Genomic DNA, 15,008 nt, shown 5'->3' with positions numbered 1-15,008 from the left:
CATGGCCGACCGTCCGATCTGGCGCGGGCAGCTTCGCCTCGCCCTCGTCTCCTGCCCGATCGCCCTCTACAGCGTGCGGCAGCCGAGCCAGGAGCTGCATTTCCACTTCATCAATCCGAAGACCGGCAACCGCGTGCGCATGGTGACGCAGGATGCCGAGACGGATGACGAATTGTCGCGCAAGGACCTCCAGCGCGGCTACGAGTTCAAGAAAGACCACTACGTTCTCCTGAACGACGAGGATTTCGAGAAGGCCCGGATCGAGAGTTCCTCTGTGTTGTCGATCGACAAGTTCGTTCGCGCCGACAGCATCGATCCGATCTACTACGACAGCAGCTACTACCTGGTGCCGGATGGCAGTGGCCGCGACGCCGCGGACGACGTGTTCGTCGTACTGCGCGAGGCGATCGCGAAAACCGGACGCGTGGCGCTGTCCCGGCTGGTGATTTCCAGGCGGGAACGGGCGGTCGCGTTGATGCCGATGGGGCGCGGCATCGTGTTGCACACGCTGAACGACACGCGAGAGATCACAGCACCCGACAAGCTGTTTGAGGGGATTTCCGAAGCGCCCGCCGATGAAGAAATGGTGGCACTCGCGGTGCAGCTGATCGACCGGCAGACGGCGAAGTTCCAGCCGGGGGACATGGAAGATCGCTACGAGGCCCGGCTGCGCGAGGTGATCGACGCCAAGCTCGCCGGCGAGGACGTGCACGTGCAGGCCGAGGAGGAGGAACGCGACAACGTGGTCGACCTGATGGCTGCGTTGCGCAAGAGCCTCGGCGAACCGAAGGGTGCGCCGTCAGCAAAGAAGCCTGCCGCCGCAAAAACCCCCGCAAAAAAGACCACGCCGAAACGCAAGACGGCTTGAACACGGCGTCCGCTTCACGGACCGTACGCTACCGTCGGATATAATGCTTTTGGTTTGCCCATGCTGGCGATGGGCTCTACATCATCGGTGCTCTTCCGTTACAGGAACCACCAGATGATCACTGTCACGGTCAACGGCACGCCACACCAGGTCGATGTCACCGCCGACATGCCGCTCTTGTGGGTGATCCGGGACGTGATCGGGCTCACCGGCACCAAGTTCGGTTGCGGCATTGCGCAGTGCGGCGCGTGCACGGTGCATGTCGCGGGCAAGCCGGTGCGTTCGTGCCTGTATCCCGTCGGGCAGCTCGGCGAGCAGCCGGTCACGACCATCGAGGCGATCGGCCAAACGCCGAACGGCGCCAAGGTGCAGCAGGCCTGGCTGGCGTCCGAGGTGGTGCAGTGCGGCTACTGCCAGTCCGGCCAGATCATGTCGGCGACGGCGTTGCTGGACGTGACGCCCAGCCCGACCGACGCCGAGATCGACCAGGCGATGGCGGGCAATATCTGCCGATGCGGCACCTACGTCCGCATCCGTGATGCGATCCACCAGGCCGCCGGCACCGCCCCGGGGCAGCCCGGATGACCGCCATGCTGTCGCGCCGGATCGTCATCCAGGGCGGGCTCGCGGCGGGCGGGCTGATGCTGGGTCTGCGGTTGCCGGGATTCGCGCGAGGTGTTGCCCAGGCAGCGACGACCGGGACGGCGCCTGCCGGGGATTTCGCCCCGAACGCCTTCATCCGTATCGATCGCCAGGGCCTGGTCACCCTGATCATGCCGAATGCCGAATTCGGCCAGGGCATCTGGACCTCGGCCTGCATGCTGATCGCCGAGGAGCTCGAGGTCGGGCTGGACCAGGTGAGACCGATCGCGGCACCTCCGGATGCGAAGGCCTACACCGACCCGGCGCTGGGCGAGCAGGCGACCGGCGGCTCGGCCTCCATCCGTGGCGACTGGATGCGGCTGCGTGAGGCCGGTGCGGTCGGGCGCACCCTGCTGATCCAGGCGGCCGCGACCCAGTGGGGCGTCGATCCGGCGACCTGCACCGCGGCACGCGCGGTGGTGACACATTCGGCGAGCGGCCGGACGCTGGCCTACGGTGCGCTGGTCGACGCGGCGGCGCTGCTGCCGGTGCCCCCGAAGGTCGCCCTCAAGGAGCAGTCGGCCTTCACGCTGATCGGCACCTCGCCGCGCCGTCTCGACACGCCGCCGAAGGTGAACGGCACCGCGGTGTTCGGCATCGACGTCAAGATCCCCGGCATGGGGATCGGCACGGTGAGCGCCTGCCCGGTGAAGGGCGGCCGGCTGCGATCGTTCGACGAGAAGGCGGCGCGGGCGATCAAGGGCGTGCGCGACGTGGTGGCGCTGGACGACGTCATCGCGGTGATCGGCGACCACATGTGGGCAGCAAAGCAGGGCCTGCAGGCCGCCGCCGCGCAATGGGACGAGGGGCCGAACGCGGCAACCAGCATGAAGCTGGTGATCGAGCGGCTCGATGCGGCCTCCCAGGGCCAGGGCGTGGTGGCCAAGAACGAAGGTGACGCACCGTCGGCGATCGCGGCGTCGGCGAAAAAACTCGACGTTGTGTATCAGCTGCCGTTCCTGGCGCATGCGCCGATGGAGCCGATCAACACGACGCTGCATGTGCGGCCGGACGGTGCGGATCTGTGGGTCGGCACGCAGGTCCCGGTGCGCGCGCAGGCGACGGTGGCGAAAGTGACCGGGCTACCGATCGAGAGCGTTCAGGTGCATTGCCAGATCATCGGCGGCGCGTTCGGTCGCCGCCTCGACGTCGACAGCATCACCCAGGCGGCGCGGATCGCCAAGCACGTGAACTACCCGGTGAAGCTGATCTGGACGCGCGAGGAGGACATCCAGCACGATTTGTTCCGCCCGTACTATTACGACCGGATCTCGGCTGGGCTCGATGCGGATGGCAAGCTCACCGGATGGTCGCACCGGGTGACCGGCTCGTCGGTGATGGCGCGCTGGGCGCCGCCTGGCATGCAGATGGGCGGCAAGCTCGATCCGGACGCGATCGAGGGCGCGGCCGAAACGCCATACAAGTTCCCCTCGCAGAAAACCGAGTATGTCCAGCACGAGCCGAGTGCGGTCACCACGTTGTGGTGGCGCGGCGTCGGCCCGACCCACAACGTGTTCGTGGTCGAGAGCGTGATGGACGAACTTGCCGCGATGGCCTCGAAGGATCCGGTCGAGTTTCGCCGGGGGCTGTTGCCGGCGGACGATCATCGCACGCATGCGGTGCTCGATCTTGCTGCCGAGAAGGCCGGATGGGGCACGAAGCTGCCCGCCGGCACGGGGCGGGGGATCGCGTTGCAGGTCGCGTTCGGCACGACGATGGCGACCGTTGCCGAGGTTGCCGTGAGTGACAAGGGCGAGATCCAGGTCAAGCGCGTGACGGTGGCACTCGATTGCGGCCCGGTGGTCAATCCAGACACGATCAAGGCGCAGGTGCAGGGCGGGATCATCTTCGGCCTCACCATGGCGCTCTACAGCGAGATCACGATCGAGAACGGGCGTGTCCAGCAATCGAACTTCCACGATTACCGCATGATGCGGATCAACGAGGCGCCGGCGATCGACGTGCATATCGTGCATAATCCGACCGGCACGATCGGCGGCATCGGCGAGACCGGCACCGTCGCGGCGGCCCCTGCCCTCGCCAATGCGATCTTCGCCGCCACCGGACGGCGGCTCAGACGCATCCCGTTCGCGACCGGCCAGCTGAACGAGGCTTGAGAGTGATGCGTCGCGTACTTGTCTCGCTGCTGGCGCTGCTGGCGGGCGGGGTTTCCGTCGCTCATGCGGCCGACCAGACGCTGCTCCAGCGCGGCGAATATCTGACCCGCGCTGCGGATTGCGTGGCGTGCCATTCGGCGCCGGGTCGGGCTGCCTGGACCGGTGGCCGGGAATTCGATCTGCCGTTCGGCGTACTGTACTCTCCCAACATCACGCCGGACCGCGACGTCGGGATCGGGCTCTACACCGACGACGAGTGGGTCGAGATGCTGCATCATGGCATCGGCCGCGGCGGCAAGCATTTGTATCCGGCGATGCCGTACAACTCCTACACGCAGATGAGCCGGGCCGATGCATTGGCGATCAAGGCGTATCTGTTCACGCTGACACCGAGCAACGCGGCTGTTCCCGCCAACCGGATGCGGTTCCCGTTCGACCAGCGCTGGCTGATGATCGGCTGGAACATGCTGAACAATCCGGATCACCGGTTCCAGCCGGTGGCCGGAAAGTCCGATCAATGGAACCGCGGCGCCTACCTGGTCGAGGCGCTCGGGCATTGCGCGCAGTGTCATACGCCACGCAATTTCATGCAGGGGTTGAGCAGCCAGCAACTCGCCGGTGCCGAACAGCAGGGGTGGCTCGCCTACAACCTGACCAGCGACAAGGACCATGGTCTGGGTGGCTGGAGCGACGACCAGCTCGTGCAATATCTCCATGCCGGACAGGCGCCCGGACACGGGCCGGCGTCCGGACCGATGGCCGAGGCGGTGCAGAACAGCCTGAGCTACATGACCGAGGACGATCTGCGCGCGATGGTGGCGTATCTGCGGGACGTGCCGGCACGGGCCGATGGTCCGGCGCTGGTGTCGGCCGCGTTGCCTGCAGGTGCCGCGAGCGACGATGCGCTGGGTGCACGGATCTTCGCGGAGGCGTGTGCCGGGTGCCACCTGCCCGACGGCAGTGGTCGCCAATCCGCGTGGGCGGCGCTCGCCGGGGATCACAGCGTGGGCGATCCCTCGGGAGCCAATATCGTGCAGGTGCTGGAGCACGGCTCACAGTTGCAGACCGACCAGGGGCTGATGTTCATGCACGGTTTCACCGGCGCCTATACGCATGAGGAACTGGCGGCTTTGTCGAATTACGTGATCCGGCATTTCTCCGGACGCGCCGGGACCGTGACGGCCAGGCAGTTCGCTCACTGATCGACCCCGGAGGGGCCTTGGCTAGAAACGCTGGCTGATGCCGGCGAGGATGGTGCGACGCAGGCCGTATTGCGGCGCACCCACGCCGATGCCGGTGCCGTCGCGAATGATGTAGCGCCGATCTAGCAGGTTCAGCAGGTCCAGGCGCAGCGTGGTGCCTCGTAATACGGCACGCTTGAAGGTCTGCGCCAGCGCCAGGTTGATCGTGTAGTATCCCGGCAGCGCGCGACCGTTCGGCGTGCTGCCGTCCGCACGCAGCCCCGAACCGACGACGAGATCGGCTGACGCACGCAGTGGATCCGGCGTGCCTGCGAAAACGGTGTAGGCAGCGCCTCCGGATCCGGTCCAGCGCTGGTCATGATCGAGATGCACCCAGCGGTTGCTGATATAGGCGAGATCGCTGGCGCTGAAATCGAACTGCGACGAGGTGATGTCCTTGCCGATCGCGCGCGACCAGGCGACGTTGCCGTACAGCGAGAGCGGCCCGCGATCGTAGGAAACGCTCGCCTCGTAGCCGTGCACCTCTCCCTTCGCGTAATTGAACGCGGACAGGATGATCGGCGCACCGAACTGTCCCTCGTCGATGAGGTTGGTCGCCTGCTTGTAGTATGCGTCGAGCCCGACATGCAGGCCGGGCAACACGATCTGGTCGATCCCGCCATCGAAATAATGATCGCGCTCCGGCTGCACCCTGCTGTTCTCGGTCACCTGGGCGGCGGCGCTCGTGTTCTGGAAGCTGCCGATGCTGGTGTCGCTCACCTGCTCGAACGGTGGTGGCGTGAACAGACGGGAATAGCCGGCATGCAGCGTGGTGCTGCCGGTCGGGCGCCACACCACGTTCACCCGCGGGCTCAGCTGCGTGGCGCTGACATATTCGCTGACGCCGTCGAACCTGACGCCATAATTGATCGTGACCCTGGGCAGGATCCGCCACTCGTCCTGCACATAGAACCCATACACCATGCCGGTCTTGCCGCTACCGTCCTGGATGGTTTCCGGCGTGCTTCCATAGACCGGGTTGCCATTGGCATCGGTGCCGATCTGCGGCGACACGACGGAGCTGGTGCGGGAGACGTTGCGCTCGACGAAAACCTGCTCGCCAGTACGGAGCGTGTGCTGGTCATCGAGGTGCCAGCTCGCATCGGTTTGCCATCCGGTCGACATCACCGAACGCGCGGCCGTCTGGCTGATGCCGTCGAACAGCAGGTCACCCACCGGATCGGGCGAATAATACAGGCTGCTGTAACGGGTGAACACCGAGCTCTGCAGCGTCAGCGTGCCGATCTCCTTCTGCAGTGACAGGATCCCGAAGTCGGTGATTTCCTTCTGGTGCTCGGCGAGGTTCCGGCTGTCGAAACTGGTGACGCCGTTATCGGAGATCCCGAGATCTGCGACCTGCCCGGGATTGTCGGGGATCTGGTATTCCGCGTCGGAGACACCGGCGATCAGGCTGACCCGCGTATCGACGTCCGCCGTGAAGGTCATTTTGGCAAGGTCGTGGTACTGGTTGCTGAGATCGTGAATGGCGTTGAAGGTGCTGGTCGGGTTCTCGATCCCGACGCGGTCATGCAGCGCGTCACCGGTGACGAACAGGTCCCAGCGCCCGCCGGCAACACCGTAGCTGAAGGATGGCTGGACATAGTCCCGCGCACCGCCATAGAGCGACACCTCGCCGCCAGGTGAATTGGCGCCGGTCTTGACGTCGATATCGATGACGGCCGCGGTCAGGAAACCATATTGTGCAGGCAGCGCGCCGGTGGTCAGCGACAGGTCGTGCGCGAACCGCGTCTGCAGGCTCTGCCCGAACACCGCGAGCCCTTCCGGCAGTTGCACGCCATCGATGCGGAACTGCACCTCGTTATGGTCGCCGCGGACATGGATCTGGCCGAAGCTGTCCTGCGCCACACCGGGTGCCTGCAGCAGCACCTGGTTGAGCGGCGCGTTGTCGCCCTGAGGGATGGTCCCGAGCGTGCTGCTGCCGAACCGATAGACCTGCGCGCCGAGGCTCGGCAACAGCTCCGACCGCGCCCGGTCCAGCCGGACGGTGACCTGCTCGGGCTGGTCGGGAACGGCGGGCGCGGGATCACCGGTGGTCGCCATCGAAGGAGGCGTCGGGACCGTCTGCGCAGCCGCGACACCGCCGGTCACGGCACCGACCGAGAGGCCCACGACGAGAAGAGCAAGCGGAGACGGAGGCGGCATTGGAACCCTCTGTTATGTTATACGGTAACGTTCCTTATGCTGCAGAGCCGGCTGTGTCCAGATGGCTCCGGACCTCCTCGTCGCGCGGGGAAGGTGTTGCCCCGCATCGGTCGTTTCGACGGGCGCTTGACCGTGCTCGGCTTCGGCCTGCACGGTGCGGACGACGCTCCGGACGGGGAACAGCGGTGGGACGGTCACAGACGCCGGTGGACGTGCTGACGCTGCGCAGCCCGATGACCACGTTGTTCCTCGGCCCGCTGGATGATCGCGGCCTCGCATCGGTCCGCCCGCTGACCGTGCTCGCGCGTCCACATGAAGGCCCGGCGGACATGCAGGCCCGCGCGGCGATGGGCTGGGTGGAACGCGATCCCAGCCAGATGAACGCGCTGCGCACCTACCTGGCACGTCATCATGTCGCGGGTGCCGCGGGGCCTCTGACCGATGCCGCCGTCATCCAGGCGCTCCGTTCGGCCCTCGCGGCGCATCGTCTCGGCATGGTCGCGGCGACGGTCTCGACACCCCACCCGGCTCAGCTGACGTCGAACCGCCCTGCGCCAGCCGCGCCCGGGGCCGCATCGCCGCCCGCTGCCCCCGCCGCCGATGTCGGCCACTGGAGCACGCAAAAGCGGCTGACGACGATGGCCGGGCGCGCCTTCAAGCGCATTCCGGGTGAGGTGGGTCACCAGATCCAGGCCATGCTGACGCCACGGAACCTGCTGCTGCTGGATGCCGGGCTACTGGCCCTGGTGATCGCGCAGGGCTTCGGCGTCGGTGAAGTCGTGGACGCCGTGCTGGTCGCAATGGCGATCCGGGCCGCCGGCTGGAGCGGCATGATCGCCCTGGTCGAGCTCACCGGCGCCTGCATCAAGGGCGCCCGCGCGACCAGCGACGCCGCTCTGGACGCTGCCGCCGACAGCGCCGCCGAAGCGCTCGCGATCCTGGGCGTGCTGTTCGTGAGCATGCTGATCACCAGGATGGCCAAGCGCGCCACCAGCGGCGGCGGTGAATCGGCCTCGGGCAGCGGCGGTGGCGCCGACGATCCCTCGTCGCAGACGGTCAATCCGAACCGCGGCCAGGGTGTCGGTGGAAAAACCGCGAGGGGCCCGACGGTCACCGAGAATGCCGCGCAGGGGAAGGCTTTCGAGGCACAGGGCCTGCAGAATTTGGAGACGACCCAGACCAACGTCGCGTCCCAGGTCAGCGTCCGGCCATACACCGATGATGGCGAGCTCGCTGATTACCGGGTACGTCTGGACGCGATCGGCCAGGACGACACCAACACCTTGAGGCTGACGGACTTCAAGTCCTCCGACACGGCCGGCTTGACGCCCAATCAGACCACCGGCTACCCGCTTCTCGAAAACAATGGCGGCCAGGTTGTCGGCAATGCGGGCGGGCCTGACTATCCCGCCGGCTTCCAGATCCCCCCCACGAAAGTCGACATCGTCCGGCCAGGAGACTTCTGAATGGGTCATGATGCTGCAGACCAGGAACACCTGAAGCGGGCAGTCTTCGACCGCCTTGCGCCTCGGCTCGCCGAACACGGCTTCAAGCTGAAACGCACCAAGGATACGTTCCGTCGCGAGCATGATGGTGTTTGCGACATGTTCCATCTCGCCTTCCTCGACAACAAGCTGGATGGAAAGCCAGGTTGGCGGGTTCAACCAACGGCCGCTGTTCGAAACGAACGTGTGGAGACCATCTTCCATCGGACGTCGGGCTTCGAGCCGAAGTATCAGCCAGACACGGCAACAATCGGCAGCTTCGTCGGACAACTGACGTCCGGAAGCAACAGCGCCTGCGAATTTCCGGTCAACTCGATCGAGGATGTTCCAGCCGCCTGCGACTCGATTTTCCACGTCTTTACCGATTTCGCGCTCGGCTATTTCCAGAGGTTCGACGTTCTGGATGAGATCGACCGGGAGCTCAATTCCGCACCGCTCGAGCACAACGTCAATCGCGGTGTATCCTACTTTCGCTGTACGACAGGCGTCATTGTTGCGAAGCTTGTAGGACGTGCCGACTACGAGCACCTGGTCGACGTCTATACCGAAATAATGCGCACTTCGAACAAGGGCTTCTACCTGAAACGGTTTCAGGCACTCGTCGCCTCGCTCGAGGCATCGGACACGTAGCACACGCGAACACCGTCGATGCTGACGACAACCTGGCGCGCCGGCGTCGTGATCGCCCTTGTGTCGGGGATCGGTGCATTGTCGATCCTGGCGCTGCCGTTGCTGCTGGTGCTGCTGATGGTGCTGTTCGATACCGTGGCGCACGGGCTGCTCGTGCTGCTGGGAATGATCGTGACGTGGGCTGCCACGCTGCTGCAATCCGGCGGGGGGTTGCCGCCCTACTCCGCGATCGCCCTGGCGCCGCTGCCGGTGGCGCTGCATGCCGCCCTGCGGTCGGCGCCATGCCTCGCCGGCATCATGCTGGTGTTGTTCAGGCCACGGCCGGGGCGGAGCTGGTGGCTGGTCGCCTTGCTTTGGGGTGCATCGGCGGCCATCGGCGGCGGGCTAGCGGCGGTGACGCTGCTGCCCGGACTGGCGGTTGCGGTGGCGCTCGCCGTGCTGCCTCAGCCCTCGGCCGCCGCCTCGCCGTCGGACGCCGCATCGCACAGGTAGGGCTCCACCGCCTTGCCGACGGCGACGCTGATCCAGCCCTCGCCGACGCAGTATGTCTCGACACCGGTCTTTTCAGGCAAGGCGGGTGGCGGCTGCATGTCACAGCCCGGCGGCGAAGCACGGTGCCGCCTTCAACGGCTGCGGCGGCCACACCACGCCGCAGGATGGATGGTCGCGGATGACGTCGCCACGCCGTATCCGGCAGCCGGACGCTCGCAGGGCGGGCCGCTGCCTCAGGCGGTTCCGGGCGAGGTCCGGCTCGTATGCGACGTCGGGCCGGTACCTGCCGGACGCAAGGTCAGGCGCGTCGCGCGGCCGGTGACAGGCGTCCGAGCAATGCTGCGTCGGTGGCGCGACGCACCTCGAGGACGCTGCGAGCCGCCCCCGCCGGCAGTGCCAGCTCGAACGCGTGGCAGCCGCTACCCAGCCCGGCGGCGCGCAGATCGGCGCGGAACCGATCGGCCATGACGCGGCCGATCACCTCACGCCCGGCAAGCACCTCCAGGCAGACCGGCATGTCGGGCCGGCCGGGGTTCTGCGCCCATCCGCGCAGCACCCTGCCCGCGATGCCATCCACATAGCCGCGCAGGGCCTCGCCGCTGCCAGGCGCGGCCAGTCCGGCCCGGCTGTCGATCTCGCGGCGGATCGTTTCCAGCAACGGTCCGTCCGCGACCCGCGGGGCGCAATACACGGCAGGCACCGGATGGCGATCCGGATAAAGCCCGTAGAATTCAGCCACGTTCTGGAACTGGCCGCGGCTATCATCATCGACGAAGCTCTCCGAGGGCGTCCCCTCGGCGATAATCAGCTGGTGCCGGTCGAGCTCGAGATGCACGTATTGCACCGCGTCGCGCAGGTCCGGCTGGGTGATCGACACGCCGTTGATCAGGGCCACCGCCGGAACCAGCACGCCGTGCAGGCTTATGGCATGCTGCGGCGACACCAACAGATCGCGGCGCGGCCGGCCTTGCCCGAGCGCCCCGGCGGCGATCCGCACCGGCAGGATATCGGCTCGCCCGGCGACGAAGCGGCTGTCGTAGGAACGGCGACCGATCCAGCGGATGGTCTCGACGCCACCAACGGCCGTGAGCACCCGGTCACCGATCGCCAGCTGCTCGATCGGCATCTCGCCGGCCTCGGTCAGGATCAGCGTTCCGGGGCAGTAGCAGGCGCTGGCGCCGAGCTCGATGTCGCTGAAGAAGCCGGCCCCGGGCGGATCGGCGGTGACCCGAAGGTCGAGGCTGACGGAGAGGAAAGTGGTCGAGGTGGTGAGCGTATCGATCGGGCCGAGGTCGATCACGTTCCCGGTGAAGAAGGCGACCGCCGCGGCGGGATCGGTGAACTGTTCGTGCATCGAGGTGCTGCCGACATCGATGTCGAGCGACACTCCGGTCACGCCGCTGCCGACCAGGGTGGCCTGGTGCAGGTCGATCAGCAGGTCGCCGGTCAGCGAGAGCTGGGTCAGATCCAGGTTGGCGGTGAGCCGCGACTCCTCGGTGACCGTTCCGGTGGCGCCGGCGGACTCCGTGCCGCCGGCATCCCAATCGAACAGATCCACCAGGCCGGCCGAAAGATCGGTCCCGCCCGGCGTCGATGCCGGCGTGCCGACGACGTCGGAAACCGCCTGGTCGGTGGTGTCGGTGCCGGCGACCCCCCCGATGCTGGCGCCGGCGCGCGCAACGGTCAGCCCGGCGACGCTCGTACTGGCGTTGGCGTCGAGCTCGGTGATCGGGTTTGCATAGTGGCCGGCCGGCGCGTTCAACTGCGTGTCGGCGCTGGCCATCACCTGGCCACTCAGGGCGGTGGCCTGGGAGACCGCGGTCGCGGACCCTGCAATCTCGGTCGAGGCGCGGGCTTCCGCCGAGCTGTCGATAGTCGCCTGTGCAGCGGCGCCGATGCCGGTGGCGCTTGCGTCGCCACCGAATTGGCCACCGCCGGCATGCGCGTCGAGGTCGATGGTCACACTGGTGGCCGCGCCGCTCTCGAGGCTGTTGCCGGTCGAGATGGTCGCGGCGAGTTCGGCCGATCCGCCGTGCCCATAGGGGGTGACGGTACCCCCGGTCCCGGCGCCCTCGCCGCCGCCAGTACCGCCATAGGCCGTCTCCGAAACGTCGATCGCCTGGCTCTGGCTGGTGCTTTGGCTGTCGTCCAGGGTCAGGCTGGCGCTCGCATTGCCGCCGTCACCGCCGGTACCCTGCACGTTCGGCTTGTAGGCATAGGACGGTGTCGGAATGCCCTCGCCGCCGTTGCCGCCCTCGACCTGCTGCCGCAGGCTGAGCGTGCCGCCGATCGTGGTGCCGCCGGCTGCGTTGACCATGCTGACGGAACCGCCATTGCCGCCCCGCCCGCCGGTGCTGCTGCCGCCGTCGCCGCCGGTCTCGTCGGTCGAAACGTCGGCCACGATGCCGCCGGTGGCGAAGGCCGACACGCCGGATGGGGCGCCGCCATTGCCCCCATCGTTGGGAATCCCGAACCCCTCATAGGCGCCGCCGGTGCCGCCGAGGGCGGACACGCTCAACGTCACGCTGCCGGTGGCCGAAAGTGTCCTCGCCGTGCCGGTGGCGCTGGCAGTGGTGCCGTCACCGGCGCGACCACCCGCGTACGTGCCGATATCCGGGCCGTTGCTGGCAATCCCCGCGGCGCCGCCCGCACCGCCGGTCGCCACGACGTCGATATTGAGGTCGCCGGCGCCGGTGATGCCGGCTGCAGCGGTGGCGCTCCCACCCAGCGCAGCACCGGTGATGCCGAGCCCGCCACTGCCGGCGGTCGCCTCGATATCGGCGTTCACCAGCGCGCTCGGCGTGGCGCTGGTGGCGTCGTTCAGCGTGAGGCTCGAGCTGGCGCCCCCGCCCGTACCGCCAGCTTCGGCCTTCGACTGACCGCCGCTGCCGCCGAACGCGAGCTGCGTGAGGGTCAGCGTCCCGGCCTCGGTCGTGCTGCCGGAGACGGCGTTTGTCAGGCTGCTGGCCGCGCCGTTGCCGCCGGTCGTGCCGCTGCCACCGGAGCCGCCGGTCTGTCTCACCGCGGCGTCCGCAAAGGTGGTGCCGGTGGCACTGGCGGTGGTGCCGGTCGCCGCGGCGCCATTGCCGCCGACATGGGCGCCGCCCAGGTAGATGCCGGTGCTGAAGGCGTCGTCCGGGGTCGAGCTGCCGCCGTCGCCGCCGGTACCCGAGGCACTGGCCAGCGCGCCTCCTTCGGCGTTGACGTCGACCGCGGAGGCTCCGGTGGACGCGGCCCCGTCGGTCCCGGAATTGCCAAGTCCTGTGCTGCCAGGTTGTCCGGCGCCTCCGCCGTCGCCTCCGGTGGCGGTGGCGAAGGCTTCGGTCAGGCTCGTGGATGCGACGCTGGTGGTGGCACTCGCACTGGCGGTTCCGGCAGCGCCACCGGCCCCGGCGTTGCTGCCGGGGACCAGGCCGTCACCGCCCTGGCCGCCCTGGCCACCGCTCGCCGTGGCGCTGTTCTCGGTGTCCGTTGCCGAACCGGCGACCGCGACGGCGCCGCTGCCGGGTCCGCCATCGCCCCCGGTCTGGCCTGCATTGGAGGCAGCGCTACCGGACGAGCCGCTGGCACCGTACGTTGTAACGTCCATGTGGCTATGCCCCACGCCGATGAGACTCGTTTCTATATCGGGACTATTGCAGACTGTCACGCCCACCCATGAGGTTGCGATGCCGTTGCAAGGCTCGATCGACGACAAGGCTCGCAGCGGTATCCGCGGCTGGGTGCGCGATCCATCGTATCCCGAGCTTGCAGTCGGCATCACGATCACAGCCGACGATATGCTGCTGGAGCGGCTGATCGCCAATCGCTACCGGCCGGACCTGCAACAGGCCGGTTTCGGCCGGGGCCGGCATGGTTTCGAGGTCGAATTCAATCCTCCGCTGCCGCCGCATCGCGATTGGCTGGTGCATGTCCGAGGCGAGCTGGACGGCCTGGACATGCCGGGCTCGCCGTTCCGCATCCCGGCCGCCACCCATTGGGATACCGATGCGCAAGCAGGGGTCGCCGCGCTGCTGTCGGCCCATGCAACGGACGGTGAGCTGGAAGCGCGGATCGATTTCCTGACGCTGCAGCGAACGCGCCTGGCGGAACTTCGTGCGGCCGCCCGACCCGCGCGGCTGACGGCACTGGATGCCCGGCAACCGCAGGCGCTGGTGATCGACGAATGCCTGCCCGATCCCCGGCGCGACGGCGGCTCGAGCGCCCTGGTCTCGCACATGCAGTCGCTGCAGCGGCTGGGGTTCGCGGTCCGGCTTGCCGCTCCGTCGATGCGCCGCGAACCGGCCGCCGCATCTCTCGAGGCGTACGGGATCACGGTCTGCTGCATGCCGGGAGTGGCGTCGGTCGAGGAGGTGCTGCGGCGCGATCCCGGGGAATACGCCCTGGTCTATCTGCACCGCATCGCCAGCGCTGCCGCCTATGCCGGGCTGGTGCGACAGACCCAGCCGCAGGCACGGCTCATCTACAGCGTCGCCGACCTGCATCATCTGCGACTGGCCCGGCAGGCGCTGGCCGAGAACCGCCCGGACCTGGAACCGGAGGCGCGTCGGCTCGAGCTCATGGAGCTGCAGGCAGCGCGGGCGGCCGATGCGGTGATCACCCACTCCGGCGTCGAGGCGGAGATGCTGCGTCGTTACCTGCCGACGGAGCGGGTGCACGTGGTGGCCTGGTCGGTGCCGGTGCGGGACAGCGGGATCGGATTTGCCGAGCGCTCAGGCGTTGCCTTCATCGGCTGCTTCAACCACGCACCGAACCAGGCGGCGGCCCGGGTGCTGCGCGACAGGATCATGCCGCTGGTGCTGGCAGCCGACCCCACGATCGAATGCCGGCTGGTCGGAAGCGGGCTGCCCGCCGCGCTCTGCGAGACACGGCCGGGGCTGCTGGCGGAGGGCCATGTCGAGGATCTGGGAGCCGTGCTCGATCGCGTGCGGCTGACCGTGGCTCCGCTCTCGTTCGGCGCCGGATTGAAGAGCAAGGTGCTGGAAAGCCTCGCCGCCGGCGTTCCGTGCGTCTGCTCTCCGGTCGCGGCGGAGGGGCTTGAGCTGCCGGGAGAGCTGGGCCGGCTGGTCGTTCCGGACATCCCAGCGGCGGCCGCATCGATCGTGCGGCTGCACGGCGACCGCGAGGAGCACGAGCTGCTGTCCGAGCAGTCGCGCGCCTATGCCGCGCAGGCATTCTCGGCAGAGCGGCTCGATCGCCTCATGGCGGGGATCGTCCGGTAGCCATGCCGCCTCGAGGTGCGATCGGATGGTGACTGCATCCTGCCGATCGCCTGTCCGTGGGCGCAGACGATGTGCCCATCCTGGAGGTCGGAACCGCGTGAGCCGAGGCCCCGACCAAACCGGCGTTC

General features: G+C 67.9%; 11 protein-coding genes. 8 read left to right on the top strand and 3 right to left on the bottom strand.

What is annotated here, in order from left to right; all coding sequences use genetic code 11:
* Position 1: 1 nt before the first annotated feature.
* The 4 genes from ACOEQ2_RS10935 to ACOEQ2_RS10920 all read left to right on the top strand — a co-directional run bounded on the left by ACOEQ2_RS10935 (position 2) and on the right by ACOEQ2_RS10920 (position 4,829).
* Positions 2-868 (top strand): Ku protein, encoded by an 867-nt coding sequence (locus ACOEQ2_RS10935; RefSeq protein ID WP_419728014.1) that lies wholly within the window; start codon positions 2-4, stop codon positions 866-868.
* Between the two features lie 114 nt (positions 869-982).
* Complete coding sequence (locus ACOEQ2_RS10930) at positions 983-1,453, top strand: (2Fe-2S)-binding protein (RefSeq protein WP_419728013.1); 471 nt, start codon at positions 983-985, stop codon at positions 1,451-1,453.
* A gap of 5 nt (positions 1,454-1,458) precedes the next feature.
* Positions 1,459-3,627 carry a molybdopterin cofactor-binding domain-containing protein gene (locus ACOEQ2_RS10925; protein WP_419728012.1) on the top strand — a complete coding sequence of 723 codons (2,169 nt, stop codon included), beginning with the start codon at positions 1,459-1,461 and terminating at the stop codon, positions 3,625-3,627.
* Positions 3,628-3,632: 5 nt separating this feature from the next.
* Positions 3,633-4,829, top strand: a complete 1,197-nt coding sequence (locus tag ACOEQ2_RS10920; RefSeq protein ID WP_419728011.1) for a c-type cytochrome — start codon at positions 3,633-3,635, stop codon at positions 4,827-4,829.
* Between the two features lie 21 nt (positions 4,830-4,850).
* Here the strand turns inward: ACOEQ2_RS10920 and ACOEQ2_RS10915 are convergent, their stop codons facing one another.
* Positions 4,851-6,929 (bottom strand): TonB-dependent receptor, encoded by a 2,079-nt coding sequence (locus tag ACOEQ2_RS10915; protein ID WP_419728010.1) that lies wholly within the window; start codon positions 6,927-6,929, stop codon positions 4,851-4,853.
* Between the two features lie 287 nt (positions 6,930-7,216).
* On the opposite strand from ACOEQ2_RS10915, the gene ACOEQ2_RS10910 reads away from it, so the two are divergent.
* From ACOEQ2_RS10910 to ACOEQ2_RS10900, 3 genes are read left to right on the top strand one after another with little or no spacing between them, the layout of a single operon-like run.
* The gene (locus ACOEQ2_RS10910) at positions 7,217-8,497 is read left to right on the top strand and encodes a hypothetical protein (RefSeq protein WP_419728009.1); all 1,281 of its coding nucleotides are present in this window, start codon (positions 7,217-7,219) and stop codon (positions 8,495-8,497) included.
* Entirely contained in the window at positions 8,498-9,166 is a 669-nt protein-coding gene (locus ACOEQ2_RS10905; protein WP_419728008.1) for a hypothetical protein, read from the top strand.
* 18 nt (positions 9,167-9,184) lie between these two features.
* Positions 9,185-9,658, top strand: a complete 474-nt coding sequence (locus tag ACOEQ2_RS10900) for a hypothetical protein (RefSeq protein WP_419728007.1) — start codon at positions 9,185-9,187, stop codon at positions 9,656-9,658.
* Here the strand turns inward: ACOEQ2_RS10900 and ACOEQ2_RS10895 are convergent.
* Both ACOEQ2_RS10895 and ACOEQ2_RS10890 read right to left on the bottom strand, forming a co-directional pair.
* Positions 9,610-9,756, bottom strand: coding sequence for a DUF3297 family protein (locus ACOEQ2_RS10895; RefSeq protein ID WP_419728006.1), 147 nt, complete (start codon positions 9,754-9,756; stop codon positions 9,610-9,612). The genes ACOEQ2_RS10900 and ACOEQ2_RS10895 overlap by 49 nt on opposite strands.
* 200 nt (positions 9,757-9,956) lie before the next feature.
* Complete coding sequence (locus ACOEQ2_RS10890; RefSeq protein WP_419728005.1) at positions 9,957-13,247, bottom strand: Hint domain-containing protein; 3,291 nt, start codon at positions 13,245-13,247, stop codon at positions 9,957-9,959.
* A 79-nt stretch (positions 13,248-13,326) separates the two neighbouring features.
* Here ACOEQ2_RS10890 and ACOEQ2_RS10885 point away from each other — a divergent pair, with 79 nt between their 5' ends.
* Positions 13,327-14,880, top strand: a complete 1,554-nt coding sequence (locus ACOEQ2_RS10885; RefSeq protein ID WP_419728004.1) for a glycosyltransferase — start codon at positions 13,327-13,329, stop codon at positions 14,878-14,880.
* Positions 14,881-15,008 lie beyond the last annotated feature (128 nt).

Source organism: Lichenicola sp., from assembly GCF_965198575.1.
Taxonomy (GTDB): domain Bacteria; phylum Pseudomonadota; class Alphaproteobacteria; order Acetobacterales; family Acetobacteraceae; genus Lichenicola.
This window is presented reverse-complemented; position numbering and strand designations above follow the sequence as displayed.